The following is a 17977-nucleotide window of genomic DNA, read 5'->3' as shown; positions in this document are numbered from 1 at the left end:
TGTACAATCGCCGGCACTTTTGAAGCTTCCTGATTATAGCTATAGCGCAAACTGTTCCCGCTACCTGGGTGCATGATCCAGGTAAACGACACCAGAGCCCTGCCCGCGTGAGCACGCCGCCCGCAGTGAGCCGCAGCCACCTCTCAACGATGCTGCCTGTCTTGCCGGAACGACCAGAATTTCTTTTATTGGTATTGGAGGTAATATGAATCAGCCCGTCATGGGTGGCGTCGCCGCACTCAACGTCCCAGCTTATATTAAACAACAGAAACTGATCAACTGGGTGGCCGACATTGCCGCGCTGACCAAGCCGGACCGCATCTACTGGTGCGATGGCTCGCAAGAAGAGTACGAGCGCCTGTGTGCCGCGATGGTTGCCAGCGGCACCATGAAAAAGCTGAACGCGGAAAAGCGCCCGAATTCCTACCTGGCCTGCTCCGACCCGAGCGACGTGGCCCGCGTCGAAGACCGTACGTATATCTGCTCGGCAACGAAAGAAGCGGCTGGCCCGACGAATAACTGGACCGAGCCCGGCGAGATGCGCCACACCCTGAACGGCCTGTTCGATGGCTGCATGCGCGGCCGCACCATGTACGTCGTGCCATTCTCGATGGGTCCGCTGGGTTCGCCCATCGCGCACATCGGCGTGGAACTGTCTGATTCGCCGTATGTCGCCGTTAACATGAAGATCATGACCCGCATGGGCCGTGCCGTGTATGACGTGCTGGGCACCGATGGCGCCTTCGTGCCGTGCGTGCACAGCGTCGGCGCACCGCTGGCGACGGGTCAGCAAGACGTGAAATGGCCGTGCAACAGCACCAAGTACATCGTGCATTTCCCGGAAACGCGCGAAATCTGGTCTTTCGGTTCGGGCTACGGCGGCAACGCCTTGCTGGGCAAGAAATGTTTCGCCCTGCGCATCGCTTCGAACATGGGCTACCAGGAAGCGCAAGCATCCGACAACAACCCGGGCTGGCTGGCCGAACACATGCTGATCCTCGGTGTGGAATCGCCGGAAGGCAAGAAGCATTACGTGGCGGCAGCGTTCCCATCGGCTTGCGGTAAGACCAACTTCGCCATGCTGATCCCGCCGGCAAGTTTCAACGGCTGGAAAGTGACCACCATCGGCGACGATATCGCCTGGATCAAGCCGGGTGCCGATGGCCGTTTGTATGCCATCAACCCGGAAGCGGGTTATTTTGGCGTGGCGCCGGGCACCAACGAAAAAACCAACTACAACTGCATGGCGTCCATGCGCGACAACACGATCTTCACCAACGTGGCGCTGACGGACGATGGCGATGTCTGGTGGGAAGGTTTGACGAAAGAAGCACCAAGCCACCTGATCGACTGGCAGGGCAAGGACTGGACGCCGGCGTCCGGCACCAAGGCGGCGCACCCGAATGCGCGCTTCACTGTTGCTGCTACGCAAAACCCGGTGATCGACGCCGCCTGGGACGATCCGGCAGGCGTACCGATTTCGGCCTTCATCTTCGGTGGCCGCCGTTCGACCACCGTGCCGCTGGTAACGGAAGCGCGCAACTGGGTCGAAGGCGTCTACATGGCCGCCACCATGGGCTCGGAAACGACGGCTGCGGCCGTGGGCCAGATGGGCGTCGTGCGCCGCGATCCATTTGCCATGTTGCCGTTTATCGGCTATAACATGAGCGATTACTTCCAGCATTGGCTGTACATGGGCGTCAAGGTGGGCAAAGTCAACCCGGCTGCTCTGCCAAAGATCTATTGCGTCAACTGGTTCCGCACGGACGAGGCTGGCAAGTTCGTCTGGCCTGGCTTTGGCGACAATATGCGCGTGCTCAAATGGATGCTGGAGCGTATCGAAGGCAAGGCGGGCGGCGTGGAAAACCTGTTTGGCACGACGCCGGAGTATGGTGACCTGAACTGGGATGGCTTGCCATTCACGCAAGAACAGTTCAATACCATCACCTCGATCGACAAGGCCGCGTGGCTGGAAGAATTGAAATTGCATACGGAGTTGTTTGAAAAACTCGCGTATCATCTGCCGCAAGAATTGGCAGATAACAAGGCTGCGCTGGAAAAGCGGCTGAGTGCGTAAAGTTTAGTAGTGGGGGAGAAACACGTCGGCGAAGACTGGCGTGCGATAAATGACACGCCGGCAATGACTGGGGTGCTAGCAAAAAGAGAAACGGCGCGGATTGCATGAGCAATCCGCGCCGTTTTTTATTGCGCTACCGTCGTTATTGCTTCAGCAGCGGCCCCAGGTATTTACCTGTCACGCTGGCCGGATTCAGGGCCACGTCTTCTGGCGTGCCTGTGGCGATGATCTGGCCGCCGCCGGCGCCCCCTTCGGGGCCCAGGTCGACGATCCAGTCGGCGGTCTTGATGACGTCCAGGTTGTGCTCGATGATGACGAGGGTGTTGCCCTGGTCGCGCAGGCGGTGGATCACTTTCATCAGCAAATCGATGTCGTGGAAGTGCAAGCCTGTCGTCGGTTCGTCGAGGATGTACAGGGTGCGGCCCGTGTCGCGCTTGGACAGTTCCAGCGACAATTTGACGCGCTGCGCCTCGCCGCCGGACAGGGTGGTGGCGCTCTGGCCCAGCTTGATGTAGCCCAGGCCCACGTCGAGCAGGGTTTGCAGCTTGCGCGCGATCAAGGGCACGGGCTTGAAGAATTCATGCGCCTCTTCTACCGTCATGCCCAGCACTTCCGTGATGTTCTTGCCCTTGTAGTGCACTTCCAGGGTTTCGCGGTTGTAACGCTTGCCGTGGCACACATCACATGGCACGTAGACGTCGGGCAAGAAATGCATTTCGACCTTGATCACGCCATCGCCCTGGCACGCTTCGCAGCGCCCACCCTTCACGTTGAACGAGAAGCGCCCGGCGCTGTAGCCCCGTTCCTTGGCTGTTGGCACGGTGGAGAACAAATCGCGGATCGGCGTAAACAAGCCCGTATAGGTGGCCGGATTGGAACGTGGCGTGCGGCCGATGGGGGCTTGGTCGACGGAAATGACCTTGTCGAAATGTTCCAGCCCGCTGATCGATTCGTGCGGCGCCGGTTCCGTCTGCGAACCGTACAAATGGCGCGACAGGGCAGGATATAAGGTATCGTTGACCAGCGACGATTTGCCCGAGCCGGACACGCCCGTGACGCACGTCATCAAGCCCACCGGCAAGCTCAGCGAGACTTTTTTCAGGTTGTTGCCCGTCGCGCCAGTAATGACCAGCTGTTTTTCCGGATTACTGGCGTGACGCTTGGCTGGCACGGCGATTTTCAGCTTGCCGTTCAGATACTGCGCCGTCAGCGATTTCTTGTTCTTGAGAATGTCTTGCAGGGTGCCTTCGGCGATGATTTCGCCGCCGTGCACGCCCGCGCCGATGCCCATGTCGACGATGTAGTCGGCCGTGCGGATGGCGTCTTCGTCATGCTCGACTACCAGCACGCTGTTGCCGATGTCGCGCAAGTGTTTCAACGTTTCGATCAAACGGTCATTGTCGCGCTGATGCAAGCCGATCGACGGTTCATCGAGCACATACATGACGCCCGTCAAACCGGAGCCGATTTGCGATGCCAGGCGGATGCGTTGAGCTTCGCCGCCGGAGAGCGTGTCGGCGCTGCGGTCCAGCGACAGGTAATCGAGGCCCACGTTGTTGAGGAATTTCAGGCGCGAAATAATTTCTTTGACGACGCGGTCGGCGATCTCTTTCTTGGCGCCCGTCAGTTTCAGCTTTTCAAAGAATTCCAGGGTCTCGCGCAGCGGTTTTCCTGCTACTTCATAGATGGCGCGCTGCTGCTTGCCGGTGCCGACCTTGACGAAGCGCGCTTCCACGCGCAGGCGTGCGCCATTGCATGACGGGCAGCATTTTTCATTGATGAACTTGGCCAGTTCTTCCTTGACGGCCATCGAATCCGTTTCGCGGTAGCGGCGCTGCAGATTGTTGACCACGCCTTCGAACGTGTGTTCCTTGATGACGGTACGGCCCCGTTCGTTCACATAGCTAAACGGAATCACTTGTTTGCCGGAACCGTACAGCACGGCCTGCTGCGAATTCAAGTCCAGCTGCTCGAACGGCATGTCCAGGTCGAACTCATAGTAGGCGGCCAGGTTCGACAGCATCTGGAAGTAAAACTGGTTGCGGCGGTCCCAGCCCTTGACGGCGCCCGACGCGAGCGACAGATTCGGGAACGCGACGATGCGTTTCGGGTCAAAGAATTCGATGTGTCCCAGGCCGTCGCATTCCGGACAGGCGCCCATGGGGTTGTTGAACGAGAACAAACGCGGTTCCAGTTCCTGCAGGGAGTAGCCACACACATTGCAGGCGAATTTATTCGAATACACGTGTTCCTGGGCGGTATCCATTTCGTAGGCAATGGCGCGGCCGTCGGCCAGGCGCAGGGCTGTCTCGAAACTTTCCGCCAGGCGCTGCTTGATTTCCTGGTTCACCTTGACGCGGTCGATGACGACGTCGATTGTGTGTTTTTCCGTCTTTTTTAATTTCGGCAGGTCATCGACTTCATAGATTTTGGCCGCATGCGTGCCGCTCTGTACGCGAAAACGCACGAAGCCCTGTGCTTGCATTTGCTCGAACAGGTCGACATGTTCGCCCTTGCGGTTCGCGACGACGGGCGCGAGTATCATCAGCTTGGTGTCTTCCGGCATGGCCAGCACGGCGTCAACCATTTGCGAGACGGACTGGGCGGCCAGCGCATTTTCCGGGTGGTCGGGGCAGTAGGGCGTGCCCACGCGCGCGTACAGCAGGCGCAAATAATCGTGGATTTCCGTCACGGTACCCACTGTCGAACGTGGGTTGTGCGACGTTGCCTTCTGTTCGATGGAGATGGCGGGGGATAGGCCCTCGATCAGGTCGACGTCCGGCTTTTCCATCAATTGCAGGAACTGGCGCGCATAGGCCGACAGCGACTCGACATAGCGGCGCTGGCCTTCCGCGTACAAGGTGTCGAAGGCCAGCGAAGACTTGCCGGAGCCGGACAAGCCGGTAATCACGATCAGCTTATTGCGCGGCAAATCGAGATTGATATTCTTGAGGTTATGCGTGCGAGCACCGCGAATGCGGATCTGTTCCATGTGATTGCCTTGCTTTCAGTGAGTGGTGCGGCTGGCGCATTGTGCCTGGGGGCAGATGAGGAGCCACAACGGGTCAACCTGTTACTATAGCCGGGTTTTGCTCTGCATGCCTGAGGCGTCCATGGGCGGATTGCGCCGCCAGGCGAACGTGCCCCGACAAAGTTTGATACAGATGCGTGCAGAAGTTTAAACACTGTATATAATACCAGTATTCAAGTTTCTTGTTTTCCCTTGCCGTGAAAAAAACGTGCTGCCGCACGGCTGCTGGCGTCCGTTAGAAAGCGGGTGCTTTGCGCCGCGTGGTCGCTTATAATCCTCGTTTAGTACACTAAACTAACGCGCGGGACACCGACTCCCGCTGCAGTTCATCAGGAGTTATTCATGGCATCAGTCAACAAAGTCATCATCGTCGGCAATCTGGGCCGTGACCCGGAAATCCGCTACATGCCTAGCGGCGACGCGATCGCCAACATCGCCGTGGCCACTTCGTACAAATCGAAGGACCGCAACACGGGCGAACAAAAAGAATTGACAGAGTGGCACCGTATCTCGTTCTTCGGCCGTCTGGCGGAAATCGTCGGCCAATACCTGAAAAAAGGCTCATCCGTCTACGTCGAAGGCCGTTTGCAAACCCGTAAATACACGGACAAGGACGGCGTCGAGAAGTACGCAACCGACATCATCGCGGAACAGATGCAAATGCTGGGCGGTCGCTCCGGCATGGGCGGCGACGTCGGCGGTGGCGATGACAGCTACAGTGGCGGCGGCGGTGGTGGTGGCTACGACACCCCGGCCCCGCGCCAAGCGCCAGCCCCGCGTCCAGCCCCGGCACCGGCGCCACGCCCGGCACCGAAGCCAGCACCGAACTTCTCGGATATGGACGACGATATTCCATTTTAATCTGCCATTCTGACGCCTGCCGTCAGGCACTGTGGATAAAAAGCCTGTTTCATTCGTGAAGCAGGCTTTTTTTGTAGGCACGGGCTGTCGACGGCAATCCAGGGCGCAGAGTCTCATTCCACAGCAAGGAACGGATGGCGGTGCTGTCTGGATGCTGGTCTGATGGTGGTTTTGACGACGCTGGAGAACAGCATGGATTTTCGCATTACGGGGCTGTCGCCCGAGCCTTTTCTGCCCCTTTTTTCCTTATCCGATGCCGCGTTAACGGCGCTCGGCATGCGACGCTGTGTGGTCGACCAGCATCCCGGATTTCCTGACCGTATAGCGTTGGTGGATGCCGAATTGGGCGAGACCGTGCTGTTGTTGAACCATGTCTGCCAGCCCGCCATGACGCCCTACCGGGCGTCCCACGCCATTTTTGTCCGCGAGGGCGCTACGCAAGCGTACGATGCCATCAATCAAGTGCCGGAATCGATGCGGCGGCGTTTATTGTCGCTGCGCGCCTATGCTGTTGATGGCATGATGCTCGATGCGGAAGTGGTGGACGGCACCGCCGTGGAAGCCGTCATTGCACAACTATTCGGCCATGCAGACGTCAGTTATATTCACGTCCACAATGCCAAGCGGGGCTGTTATGCGGCCCGCATCGACCGCGTTGGCCGCTCCCTTGCCTAATCGCGCAAGCCGATATCCAGTGTGTACATCGCCACCGCATTCCTGCGCGCCGCATTGCGCATCAAATACACCTGCACCGTGTACTCGCCATCGGCTGGCAGTTTTGCCTGGAAACTGTTGCCGCTGGTCGAGCCGATGAACAGGGCTTCCTCTTGGCCTTGCTGGCGGATGTTGAAGTAATTCGACGGTTGATTCGTCTTGAGCTTGACGCTGAAGGTCTGGCCGGCTTTGCCTGTCAACGTGTATTCGGCCGTGGCGTACCCCTTGATCTTGCCTTTGACATTGTGGGCGGATTTGCCTGCCGTCAATTCGACGTTTTCCTTGTGGACAGGATCGGCGCTCCAGGCCGGCGTGGCAAAGACGAGTGCCGCCAGCAGCAGGCTGGCGCGGAGGGACAGGTGACGACGCAGCATAGGGCACTCCTTTGAACGCGGATGAATAAGCAGGCGATGGTGATGCCGCCCATCTTACGCCAGCGGCTGCGCACGTTTCAAGCTGCGGCCAAATGCCAATTTCAGGTAGGCTGAAGCGTCTCTACGTTGCGGAACCGGCCGCGGGCGCTGCTGCGCCGGACCGGTTTTTTGCTGCTCTTTTTCCCTGTACTGAAAGGAACGCAGATGGGTATTTCCGGAAAAGTCGCGCTGGTCACGGGTGCCGCGCAAGGCATAGGCAAGGCCATCGCCTTGCGCCTGGCCAAAGATGGCGCCGATATCGCACTGGTGGATTTGAACCAGGACAAGCTGGACCTTGCCGCCGCCGAAGTGCGCGCGCTGGGGCGCCGCGCCGTCACCGTCATTGCCGACGTGTCGCAGCTCGATCAGGTGGCCGCTAATCGATGGTGGTCTCGTGTACCGTTGATGGATTGATTGCGCGTAACAAACGCATCGAAAAAACAGGCCGCGCACTCATCGAATGCGCGGCCTGTTTGCGTAGCAGCAAGCGCCTTGAAGCAAGCCTTATTTAAAACTGACTTCCTTGCGGTTATCGCGCGAGACGCGGTCGATCATCTTGTTGTAGGGATCGACGCCTACTTCAAACGGTTTGTCTTTCACCGTAATCGTCACCACCGGGTCGCTGCCCGACAACACGCGCTTGTCCGTGAACAGGACTTTTTCATCCTCTTCCCTGGCGCCCGGGGCGCGCGCGAAGATGGCGATTTCCACCGGCTCGTCATAGACGCGAGCACTCTCCTTGCCCTTGCCGTCGGACTCCAGCTTGGCCAGGTGCAGTTGCATGGTGACATCCCACTGGCCGTCCGGGCGTTTCACGGCCGTCGCTTGCGTCACGCGGTTGTCGTAGAAGACGATTTTCTCGAACAGGTCTGTGACCAGCGTCTGCTTGTCCTGTGGCGCTTCGGCACGGATGTACGCCAGCAGTTCGCCCGAGGTGGTGAATGGCGCCTGCTGGTAACCTTTGTCCTGCAGATAGCGTTTCAGGGCACGGTTCAGGGCTTCCTCGCCGAGCTCGTCACGCAGGCGGTAGAACACCAGGCTGCCTTTGTTGTAGTGGATGTATTGCTGTCCCTCTACGCGCGCCAGCGGCAGTTCTTCGATGGCTTCGCCGCCGCGTCCGCTCAGGTAGCGGTCCAGTTCATAGCGCAGGAAGCGGCGCATTTTAGTGCGGCCGTATTCCTTTTCCATCACCATCAGCGCCGAATATTGCGCCAAGGACTCCATCAGCATGCTGGCGCCCTGCACATTGGCGCCGATCACCTGGTGGCCCCACCACTGGTGCGCCATTTCATGCGCCGTGACGTAGAACACGTAGTCGATATCCTCCTTGTCGCGCAGGTCGGCGATGAAGCCGATGCCTTCCGAGTAGGGAATCGTGTTGGCAAACGACTGGGCAAAGCTCTGGTAGCCGGGGAATTCCAGGATGCGCACCTGCTTGTGCTGGTAGGGCGTGAACTGGGTGCTGTAGTAGTCGAGCGACTTTTGCACGGAGGTGATCATGCGCTGCGTGTTGTAACCGTGCTTTTTATCGAAATAAATTTCGATCGGCAGGCCGTTCCACTCGCCTTTCTTGACTTCCCAGCGCGCCGACAGGTAGGCAAAGAATGGCAGCATCGGCTGGTCCATCTTGTAGCGGTAATAGCGGCGGCCATCCTTTTCCCAGCTTGCCTGCAGGTAACCAGGCGCCAGCGCGATCTGCGCGCCGCTGGTCGAGACGGTGGTGTCGAAATGAATCCAGTCCGCCTCGCCGCCCAGTACCGTGTTGCCATACGCGGACTGATCTTCCAGCTTGGCCATGCGCTGGGGTTCGCCCAGGCCCCGCTTGCGGCGCTCATTGCGGTCCAGCAACTCCATCTCCTTCGCATAGCCGAAGTGGGGGAAGAAGGCTTGGTTGTTGAAGAAGCTGCCGTTCAGGTTGACCTGGTCCGGCGTGCCATCGTTGGTAAAGCCCTGGTGCGTGACCGTCACCGTGAAGTCCAGCGGCAGGGTGGCGCCCGGCGCCAGGGGCTGGGCCAGCTTGAGGATGCTGAAACCGAGTTCCTTGTCGTCCAGCATCACCTTGTGCTCAGGCAAGTTCAGCCAGGTCGTCTTGCGCTGCGGATCGAGCTGGATGCGCAGTGTGTCGAGCGGCTGTGCGGTCTTGTTCTGTAACACGTAGTGGCCCTTGATCAACACTTTACGTTGCTTAGGATAAATATCCACATCGGCCTGGACATCCGTGATCTTCGGTTGCGGCAAGTCTTTGTATTGTTTGTACAATTTTTCGTAGCGCGCCTGCTTGTCCATGCCGATGTTCGACGGTTCGTACTGATTCAGCACATTCGTGTTGTAGAAGATCCAGCCACCCGTACCCGCCCAGCACAGCAGGACTGCGGCCAGCGCGGCGCCGGCACGGCCGTTCAGGCGCTGCCCCGCCAGTCGCACGCGGGCGCGCCAGCCGGTGGACAGGCCGCGCACCCAGAACGCCTGCGCCAGCATGACCAGTGCCACGGTAAACAGGCTCCAGTACAGCGCAAACCAGGCCCAGCCCGTCAAGAAGTGGCCATAGCCATTCATGTCCGAGTACTTGATGGCCGGCGTGCCGCCGAAGGCGTACAGATTGTGCTCCAGGTGCAGCATGCCCAGCACGGCTTGCGCCACCATCAGCAGGATCACCAGCAGGTAGCCGATGAACTTGTTATTCGACAATACTTGCAGGGTGAGCGCGCACAAGCCCATCAGCACGAAGAAGAGGGCGCCCAACAGGGTGCCTTTCAGGTACAGGCCCAGCTCCACGGGCGCGCCGCCCTTGACGAGCTGGAAGCCGATCGCGGCGATGACGCCCACCAGCAGATAGCCGCCGATGACGCCGATCAGGGCCGTGCATTTGGCCAGCAGGGGCACCCAGTCAGGCACGGGCATGGCATCGCTGACATCGGCGATCCTGGCTTGCCGTTCCTTGAAGATCAATTCGCCCGCGTAAAACGTGACGATGATAATTAACAGGAAGCTGAAGCTGTTGTTGATACTTTGCAGCATCAGATGCGTCATCGGATACACGGCCGTGCCGTACATGTCCTTGGCCACGCTGGAGCCGGCGATCAGGTTGATGACGCCGAACAGCAGCATGACGAGGAAGGGCAGGCTCTTGAAGACGCCAGCCGCGTCGAAGCACAGGATGTGCCACCACTGGCGCCAGGCCGTCGCCGGGGTAAAAGTGGGAATGCTGCGCGGCAGCTGCAGCGGCGGCGTGACGGCGGGGGCGGCGGCCACGGCCTTGTGCTTGCCGAACAGCCGTTTGCCCGTGCCCGTGCGCTGCGGCTTGAACAGGACCACGGTGGCGGCGAACAGTACGGCCGTGATACCCAGCCACAGCAAGCGATTGGCCAGCAGGAAGCCGGACAGGGGCGGCAGGCCCGCGTTCGCTTCGGCGGACGTGAAGTAGCGCGTCATGCGGCCCAGGGCGCGCATGCCGAACGGGTCGAGCAGGACGGCGATCCATTCGTTGTTGATGTCGCGCGTAAAGGCGCCGGCCGTGCCCCACAGCACGAAAAAGCCCAGCACGCCCACGTAGACGAGCAACATCGAGCGCGTGGTGGCCGCCAGCAGCATCAGCAGGGCGCCGATGAAGAGCAAGTTCGGGATCACCATCACGGCGAAGCTCCACGCATACGCATGCAGGGAGAACGCCCCCACGCGCTGCGCATCGACCCAGGGCATGAGGGGGCCGAGCATGAGGGCCAGGGCAATGGCGGCAAAGATCACCAGACAGGCGACAAAGCCGGCGGCGAAGCGGCCGAACAGGTAATCCCACTTGCGCATGGGCGTGGCGAACAGCATGTCGGCCATGCCGATTTCGCTGTCGCGCAGCACGGCGCCGGCGATGAAGATGGTGATGAGCAACATCGAGAGCAGGCTGAACATCGTCAGCAGCTGCGCCACTACGGTGGGCGCATTGCGGTTAATGTTGCCGATGGCACCGCCGATCTGGATCGAATCACTGCTGCTGGCGCCAAAGGCCAGCAAAGCCAGGATGACGGCAAATATCCACAGCAGCGGCTGTTTCAGCTGATAGCCGAGGTCAAACTTGAAAAATTCCTTCCACATGGCGGCCCCTTATGCTGCGACTGCTACCGGTGCGGCGGGAGCCGCGGCGCCATGGCGGGCAGCGTTGCGCACGTGCAGGAAGTACACGTCTTCCAGGTCCGCGGCGATCTGCACGAAGCCGCTGTCGGGCTGGCTGTCGGCAAACACATTGATTTGCGGCTTGCCGCCCACCAGGCGCGTCGACAGCACGTTCAAGGTTTGCTGGTACTGCGCCAGTTCTTCCGTCGTGACGCTGCGGCGCCAGACCTTGCCGTGCAGAGTGTCGATGGCCGCTTGCGGCTCGCCCTGCACCAGCACTTGGCCCTTGACGATCATGGCCATGCGCGGGCACAGGTCCGTCACGTCGTCGACGATGTGCGTCGACAGGATCACCACCACCTGCTCGCCGATCTTCGCCAGCAGGTTGAGGAAGCGGTTGCGCTCGTCCGGATCCAGGCCGGCCGTCGGTTCATCGACGATCACCAGGCGCGGCGCCCCCAGCAGTGCCTGGGCGATGCCGAAGCGCTGGCGCATGCCGCCCGAATATGTGCCCAGGTTGCGCTTGCGTGCTTCCCATAGATTGGTTTGCTGCAACAAGGCTTCCACGGCTTCCTTGCGCGGCCCTTTCTCCGTCAAGCCTTTGAGCACGGCAAAGTGATTGAGCAGGGTTTCCGCACTCACTTTCGGGTACACGCCGAAATCTTGCGGCAGATAACCGAGCTGGCGGCGCAAGCCTGCCTTATCCTGCAGTACGTCGAGGCCATCGAAGTGGATGCTGCCGCTATCGGGGTCTTGCAAGGTGGCAATGGTACGCATCAGCGAGGACTTGCCTGCGCCATTCGGTCCCAGCAAGCCGAACATTCCGTTGGGAATTTCCAGGCTGACATGGTTGATGGCCTTGACGCCATTGGCATATGTTTTGTTCAGCTGTTTGATCGATAGCATGTGCAGCATTCTCCAGAGCTTGGGTCTAAAAGCCGGCAGATGCCTGTCTGCCGGTCTGTAAAAGGGGATCACCTTGTTTGTCAGCCGCGATGGCGGACGTTACTTAAAGGAAATAATATATAAGCAATTGGAAAAAAGTAATCTTTTTGCGACCAGGGGTGGAAATGCAGGGCTGAAAGACAGGAGGGACGGATGAGTGACGTGGTGCTACACTCGCCATTTCAGCGACGCCAGGTGGCGGAAAGGCGGGATGATGCCGGTCGTACAGAACATGACATTGCGCGCCGTTGCGCCCGGCGAAGAGGGCGCGCTGGCGCAGTTGTTCCAGCTGTATTGCTACGATAATTCGGCCTGGAGCGGCGAGGCGCTGCTGGCCGGTGGCCGCTATGATGTGTTCGATGCGGGGCTGGCGTCGTATGTGCATGCGGCCGGCCATACGGCCAGCTGGATCGAGGTCGATGGCGAACTGGCGGGCTTTTTTCTCACGGAGCCGGGCATGGCGGGTGAGCTGGCCGTGCAGGAGTTCAGCGACTTTTTCATTCTAAAAAAATACCGGCGCCGGGGCGTGGCGCTGGAGGTGGTGCGCAGAGTGTTGCTGGGTAGCGCGCAGACATGGATGGTGGCGATGTTTCGCGCCGATGCCGCTGCCTGCGCGTTCTGGCAGCAGGCGTTTGCGCGCCTGCCGTTTGCCAGGGTCGAGGCGTGGGACGATGCCAGCCTGCCGCAGTTTCAGCTAACGCTGCTGAAACCGGCGGCCTGAGCCGGTTTAGAAGCGTACTTTGACATACGCTGACGGTCCCGTCAGGCGGATGTTCAGGTCGGCATCACGTTCGCTGTCGCGGTGCAGCTTGATTTTCGACATGCCGTAATCGGCCACGAAACCGATATTCTTGAACGGAAACCATTCCACGCCGACATTCCCGCCGTAGATGTGACCGTTGATGCGTCCGCCATTTTTCTTGATGCCCGACACTTCCGCATACATGCGCAAGTCCGGCGTGAAGGCGTGGCGCCAGCCCACTTCCAGCAGCGGCGCTAACGCATGCTCGCCGATGGAGTCGCGTGCCGTGGCCGTTTCACCATTGACGACGCCGGTGGCCGTGCCGTTCAGGCTGGCATGATAGTAAGCGGCGCCCAGGCCGATGCCGAAGGTGTCGTTGCCGCTGCCCAGCCACCATTTATAGGCCAACTTGGCCAGGTCCAGTTTCAGGTCGGCATTCGCTGTGGCCGTGCCCGTGACGGGCTGGCCATTGATGATGGTCTCGCCCGTCAGGCTGGGCGTGTAGGATTTGTCGTAGCGGTAATAGTCGAATGCCAGGCCGTGGCGGTCGCCGATCAGCAAGTCCGCCTTGATGCGCGGGATGGTGGTATGGCTGGGCTTCGATTCGGGCGCGTCGATGCGGCCAAACTGCGTGTCGGCGCCGATATTGATGCGCGGATCGGCGGAAAACGCCCCTACCGAGATGCTGGCACGGTCCAGGGCGGGCGATGGCTCGGCCCGCGCCGTGGCGGCCGCCGTGGCCATGCCCAGCACGCCCAGTATCATGCTGCCGCGCAAGGCCAGATGCCGCAAACGGGGTGGGGACAGGCGGGCGGGGACGGACGTAACAACCATGGGACTACTCCTTGGAAAGATGATGGGTGGGCCGCGACGCTGGGGCGGCCTACAGCTGAATGCAATAAGGAAATGGTAGCAATTGTTACATTTGAATCACGTAGCCGCACGGCGCAAATTACCGTCGGATTTGTCCTACCGAGCCTAACAGCTGCTACCTGTGCCAGGCCAGCTTGCCAGGCCGACTGCAGCGTGCCGGCATTGTCTGCAACGTTGGACGCGTGCAGAATGGTGTGTAAAAAGAGGAGACCTGCACATGAAAATCGCTGCCATTTCCGATATCCATGGCAACCTGGATGCGCTTGAGGCCGTGCTGGCCGACATCGCCCGCCAGGGCGTGGATGTGATCGTCAACCTGGGTGATATCGTCTCGGGCCATCTGCAGCCGCGCGCCACGGCGGCGCGCCTGATGGACCTCGGCTTGCCCAGCATCCGCGGCAACCACGAGCGCCAGCTACTGGCTGATCCGGCCCGCATGGGCGTCTCGGACGCCTTTGCGCGCGCGCAACTGCTGCCCGAGCAACTTGCGTGGATAGACGCGCTGCCGGCCACCTTGCGCTTGCGCCACGATGTGCTGCTCGTGCATGGCACCCCGACAAGCGACCTCGTGTATTTTCTCGACAGCGTCACGCCGCAAGGCAGCCGCGCGGCCACGCCTGACGAGGTGGCGGCGCGCGCCGGCGAGGCGAACGCGGCATTGATCCTGTGCGGCCACACGCACATGCCGCGCCAAGTGCGTCTGGCCGATGGGCGGCTGATCGTCAACCCGGGCAGCGTAGGCTTGCAAGCGTACGACGATGACCACGGTTATCCGCACGTGATGCAGAACGGCACGCCGCATGCGCGCTATGCGATCGCCGAACAGGGCGCGGACGGCGCCTGGACGGCGCACTTTCATGCGGTGGAGTATGACTGGGAGAAGGCGGCCCGGCTGGCGCTGGCGAACGGCCGGCCCGACTGGGTTGTGCCCTTGCGCACGGGCCGGGTCGCCTGATTATCTGAACTCTTCGGCTACCAGATTGTACTTCTGCATCTTGTGGTACAAGGTCTGTTTCGGTAAGCCCAGCACCGTGCTCACTTCGCTGACGTTGCCTGAATATGCGCGCAGTTCCTGTTCGATCAATGCACGTTCGAAGCCGTTGACCTGCTCCGCCAGCGACAGGGGGCTGGCCTGGCCGCCCGCCAGCAGGCTCGAGGCGCCACCGGCGATGCCCAGTACGAAGCGGTCGGCGATATTGCGCAGTTCGCGCACGTTGCCGGGCCAGGAATGGGCCATCAGGTTGCGCATCTGCGTGCTGGAGACCACGGGCGCGGCGCGGTTGTAGCGGGCGGCGGCGGCCAGCACGAAGTGCTCGAACAGGATGGGAATATCTTCACGTCGTTCGCGCAGCGGTGGCAGATGCAGCACGATCAGATTCAGGCGGTAGTACAGGTCGCTGCGGAACTTCTGCTGCTGCGACAAGTCTTCCAGGTCCAGCTTGGCCGCCGCGATGACGCGCACGTCGACGGGCGTGGGCACGTTCGAGCCGAGCCGTTCGATATAGCGTTCCTGCAGCACGCGCAGCAATTTCACTTGCAGGGACAGGGGCAGGCTTTCGATTTCGTCGAGGAAAAAAGTGCCCTGGTTGGCATGCTCGATCTTGCCCACTTGCCGCTTGGCCGCACCCGTAAACGCGCCCGGTTCATGGCCGAAGACTTCGCTTTCAAAGATGCTTTCGGGAATCGCGCCGCAGTTGACGGCGACGAAGTTGTGCTTGCGGCGATGGCTGAAGTCGTGCAGGCAGCGGGCCACCATTTCCTTGCCCGTGCCCGTGTCGCCATAGATCAGCACGTCAGCCGGTTCATCGGCAACGTCGAGTATCAAGCGACGTATGTCGCGCATCGCCATTGAATTGCCCAGTAATCGCGCTTCGATGCCACCACCGTCCTCGAGCTGGCGGCGCAGGCTGTGCACTTCCAGCGTCAGGCGTCGCGTTTCCAGCGCGCGCAGGATGACGTCGACCAATTGCTCGGATGAGTATGGTTTTTCGATGAAATCGTAGGCACCTGTGCGCATGGCGTGCACGGCCATGGTGATGTCGCCGTGGCCCGTGACGAGGATCACGGGCAGGTTGGCATCGAGCGTCTTGACCGCTTGCAGCAATTCCAGGCCGCTCATGCCGGGCAGGCGCACATCGCTGACCACGATGCCGGGGAAATCCGGCGTCAGCAGTTTATAGGCCAGCTCGGCCGAGTGGAAGGCCAGCACGTCCAGCCCGGCCAGCTGCAGTGCCTGCTCGCTGCCTTCGCGTACGGTGGGGTCGTCCTCGACCAGCAAGACCTTCAAGCCGTCAAACATGTTTTTCCTCCTGCGTTGCAATCTGTAGTTCGATGGTGAAGATGGCGCCGCCGCCGGGGGCGTTCTCGGCGCGCAGCACGCCGCCGAACTGGCGCGTGATCTGTTCGGAAATGGCCAGGCCCAGGCCCAGTCCCAGTCCTTGCGGCTTGGTCGTGAAGAACGGTTCGAACAGGTGTTCGCACACTTCCGTCGACAGGCCTGGCCCCGTGTCGGCCACGTGGATCAGCACGTGTTCCGACGTGCATTCGACGGCCACGCGCAAGCTGCGCACGTCGCTGCCATTCATGGCGTCGAGCGCATTCGCGTACAGGTTGACCAGCACCTGTTCCAGGCGGTTGCTTTCGCACATGGCGAAGAGGTCTTCAGGCGGCAGTTGCAGGGTGAAACGTACATTTTCAACCTGCAGGCGGCGCTCGACCAGGAACAGGGCGTTGCTGATCGCCGTCGGAATCGACACGGAGGTCAGGCTGGTGGTCGATTTGCGCGCAAAAATCTTCAATTGCCCCGTAATGGTCCCCATCCTGGCTGCAATTTGCGAGATCTTCGCCAGGTTGCGCCGCGCGTCGTCGAGCCGTCCCCGCTCGAGCAGGATGACGGCATTGTCGGACATGGTGCGCAATGCCGTCAGCGGCTGGTTCAGTTCATGCGTGATGCTGGCCGACATTTGTCCCAGCACGGCCATCTTGCCGGCCTGAAACAGTTCGTTTTGCGTGATGTGGAGTTTCTGCTCGGCCTTGCTGCGCACCTCGATTTCCTGGCTCAGGCTTTGCGTCATGGCATTGAGTTCCGACGTGCGTTCCTCGACCATGGCTTCCAGGTTGTCATAAGCATGCTGCAGGTCTTCGCGGGCGCGCAATTTTTGCGCCACGGCCGCGCGGCGCTGGCGCAGGTAAAAGAACAGCAGCATGAAGAAGCCCAGCAGCACGCAGGAGAAGGCCGCCGCCGCGCGCGCGCTGGCCTTGGCCTGCGCCAGGTCGGATAAATAGATGAAGGTCCAGCCTTGCGGGGACTTGAGCTTGATCTGCGTCATGACGCTTGAGCTGGTCTTCGGTGGCGTGTCGGCGTGTTCCTGCTCGCGCACGCTGATCACGCGCGCGCCATTGCCCAACTGGCGGTCGGAAACGAAGGGAATGGCCTCCAGCTGCTTTGAGTAATACTGGCGCGTGCGGTTGAGCTCTTCGACGATGGCGGGCGACAGCGGCGCCAGGGTCTTGTACTTCCAGTCCGCCATGGAACTGAGGAAGATCACGCCGTGCTCATCGGCCAGCATCACCTTGTCGGCGCCCTGCACCCAGCGTTTTTCCAGGTTTTCCAGGTTCACCTTGACCGTTGCCAGGCCCAGCATGTGGCCATTCTGGTAGATGCCATGGGCAAAGAAGTAGCCGGGCTCCAGCCGCGTCGTGCCCACGCCATAGAAGCGGCCCGGCGTGCCGCGCAGCGCGTCCTGGGCGTAGGGGCGGAACGAGATATTGTCGCCAATAAAGCTGTCGGGCTGCTGCCAGTTGCTGGCGGCCCGCGTGTTGCCGTCGAGGTTGCTGATGAAAATGGTCGACGATTTCGCCTGGGCATTCATCTGCTCGAGGTAATGGTTGACCGTATCGACCAGTACCGGGTCTTCCGGGTGCTGCAGCAAACGGATGACGTCGCGGTTCAGCTCCAGGGTCTTGGGCAGGAAGTCGTATTTCTCCAGCGCATTTTCAAGACTGCTGACATACACCTCCAGGCGCTGTGCGCCGCTCGCCTGCAGCTTGCCGATGGCGATGCGTTCGGTCCAGAAATACACGAGCCAGACGGTGGCCAGGCAGGCGGCCAGCACCACGCCCCAGGCCAGCGTTTCGCGGCCCGACCGTTGCGACAGGCGCTGGCGCCAGGAAAGGGAGGGTTTGTTACTGCTATTCATAAAATCAGCTGCCAACTT

At 60.6% G+C, this 17977-nt stretch carries 13 protein-coding genes; 6 read left to right on the top strand and 7 right to left on the bottom strand.

Annotation, left to right across the window (positions count from 1 at the left end):
• The first annotated feature begins 205 nt into the window (after nt 1-205).
• The gene (locus ACP7DE_RS21025) at nt 206-2077 is read left to right on the top strand and encodes a phosphoenolpyruvate carboxykinase (GTP) (protein WP_426073913.1); all 1872 of its coding nucleotides are present in this window, start codon (nt 206-208) and stop codon (nt 2075-2077) included.
• A 142-nt stretch (nt 2078-2219) separates the two neighbouring features.
• On the opposite strand, the gene uvrA is transcribed toward ACP7DE_RS21025, so the two are convergent.
• On the bottom strand, nt 2220-5069 hold the full coding sequence (gene uvrA, locus ACP7DE_RS21020) for an excinuclease ABC subunit UvrA (protein ID WP_426073912.1): 2850 nt from the start codon (nt 5067-5069) through the stop codon (nt 2220-2222).
• Nucleotides 5070-5450: 381 nt separating this feature from the next.
• Here uvrA and ssb point away from each other — a divergent pair, with 381 nt between their 5' ends.
• A complete protein-coding gene (ssb, locus tag ACP7DE_RS21015; RefSeq protein ID WP_426073911.1) occupies nt 5451-5969 on the top strand; it encodes a single-stranded DNA-binding protein in 519 nt (172 codons plus the stop codon).
• A 192-nt stretch (nt 5970-6161) separates the two neighbouring features.
• Nucleotides 6162-6644, top strand: a complete 483-nt coding sequence (locus ACP7DE_RS21010) for a DUF1203 domain-containing protein (RefSeq protein ID WP_426073910.1) — start codon at nt 6162-6164, stop codon at nt 6642-6644.
• Here ACP7DE_RS21010 and ACP7DE_RS21005 read toward each other — a convergent pair.
• The gene (locus tag ACP7DE_RS21005; RefSeq protein ID WP_426073909.1) at nt 6641-7057 is read right to left on the bottom strand and encodes a hypothetical protein; all 417 of its coding nucleotides are present in this window, start codon (nt 7055-7057) and stop codon (nt 6641-6643) included. The two genes, ACP7DE_RS21010 and ACP7DE_RS21005, sit on opposite strands and share 4 nt — an antisense overlap.
• Before the next feature lie 204 nt (nt 7058-7261).
• Here ACP7DE_RS21005 and ACP7DE_RS21000 point away from each other — a divergent pair, with 204 nt between their 5' ends.
• On the top strand, nt 7262-7510 hold the full coding sequence (locus tag ACP7DE_RS21000) for an SDR family NAD(P)-dependent oxidoreductase (RefSeq protein ID WP_426073907.1): 249 nt from the start codon (nt 7262-7264) through the stop codon (nt 7508-7510).
• Nucleotides 7511-7600: 90 nt separating this feature from the next.
• On the opposite strand, the gene ACP7DE_RS20995 is transcribed toward ACP7DE_RS21000, so the two are convergent.
• Both ACP7DE_RS20995 and ACP7DE_RS20990 read right to left on the bottom strand, forming a co-directional pair.
• Nucleotides 7601-11182, bottom strand: a complete 3582-nt coding sequence (locus ACP7DE_RS20995) for an ABC transporter permease/M1 family aminopeptidase (RefSeq protein WP_426073906.1) — start codon at nt 11180-11182, stop codon at nt 7601-7603.
• Between the two features lie 9 nt (nt 11183-11191).
• On the bottom strand, nt 11192-12106 hold the full coding sequence (locus ACP7DE_RS20990; RefSeq protein ID WP_426073905.1) for an ABC transporter ATP-binding protein: 915 nt from the start codon (nt 12104-12106) through the stop codon (nt 11192-11194).
• 250 nt (nt 12107-12356) lie between these two features.
• Between ACP7DE_RS20990 and ACP7DE_RS20985 the strand changes: the two genes are divergently transcribed.
• A complete protein-coding gene (locus ACP7DE_RS20985) occupies nt 12357-12866 on the top strand; it encodes a hypothetical protein (RefSeq protein WP_426073904.1) in 510 nt (169 codons plus the stop codon).
• A gap of 6 nt (nt 12867-12872) precedes the next feature.
• On the opposite strand, the gene ACP7DE_RS20980 is transcribed toward ACP7DE_RS20985, so the two are convergent.
• Nucleotides 12873-13721 (bottom strand): hypothetical protein, encoded by an 849-nt coding sequence (locus ACP7DE_RS20980; RefSeq protein ID WP_426073903.1) that lies wholly within the window; start codon nt 13719-13721, stop codon nt 12873-12875.
• 256 nt (nt 13722-13977) lie between these two features.
• Between ACP7DE_RS20980 and ACP7DE_RS20975 the strand changes: the two genes are divergently transcribed.
• Nucleotides 13978-14715, top strand: coding sequence for a metallophosphoesterase family protein (locus ACP7DE_RS20975; RefSeq protein ID WP_426073902.1), 738 nt, complete (start codon nt 13978-13980; stop codon nt 14713-14715).
• On the opposite strand, the gene ACP7DE_RS20970 is transcribed toward ACP7DE_RS20975, so the two are convergent.
• Both ACP7DE_RS20970 and ACP7DE_RS20965 read right to left on the bottom strand, forming a co-directional pair.
• Nucleotides 14716-16059: a sigma-54-dependent transcriptional regulator gene (locus ACP7DE_RS20970; RefSeq protein ID WP_426073901.1), complete on the bottom strand. Its 1344-nt coding sequence runs from the start codon at nt 16057-16059 to the stop codon at nt 14716-14718. It abuts the gene before it with no gap.
• Nucleotides 16052-17959, bottom strand: coding sequence for a sensor histidine kinase (locus ACP7DE_RS20965; protein ID WP_426073900.1), 1908 nt, complete (start codon nt 17957-17959; stop codon nt 16052-16054). The genes ACP7DE_RS20970 and ACP7DE_RS20965 overlap by 8 nt, the downstream gene beginning before the upstream one ends.
• Nucleotides 17960-17977 lie beyond the last annotated feature (18 nt).

The sequence above is a fragment of the Janthinobacterium sp. DSP2-3-3 genome (assembly GCF_049897325.1).
Taxonomy (GTDB): domain Bacteria; phylum Pseudomonadota; class Gammaproteobacteria; order Burkholderiales; family Burkholderiaceae_D; genus Janthinobacterium.
Note: the sequence above shows the minus strand (reverse complement) of the source record. Positions and strands in the feature narration are given on the sequence as shown.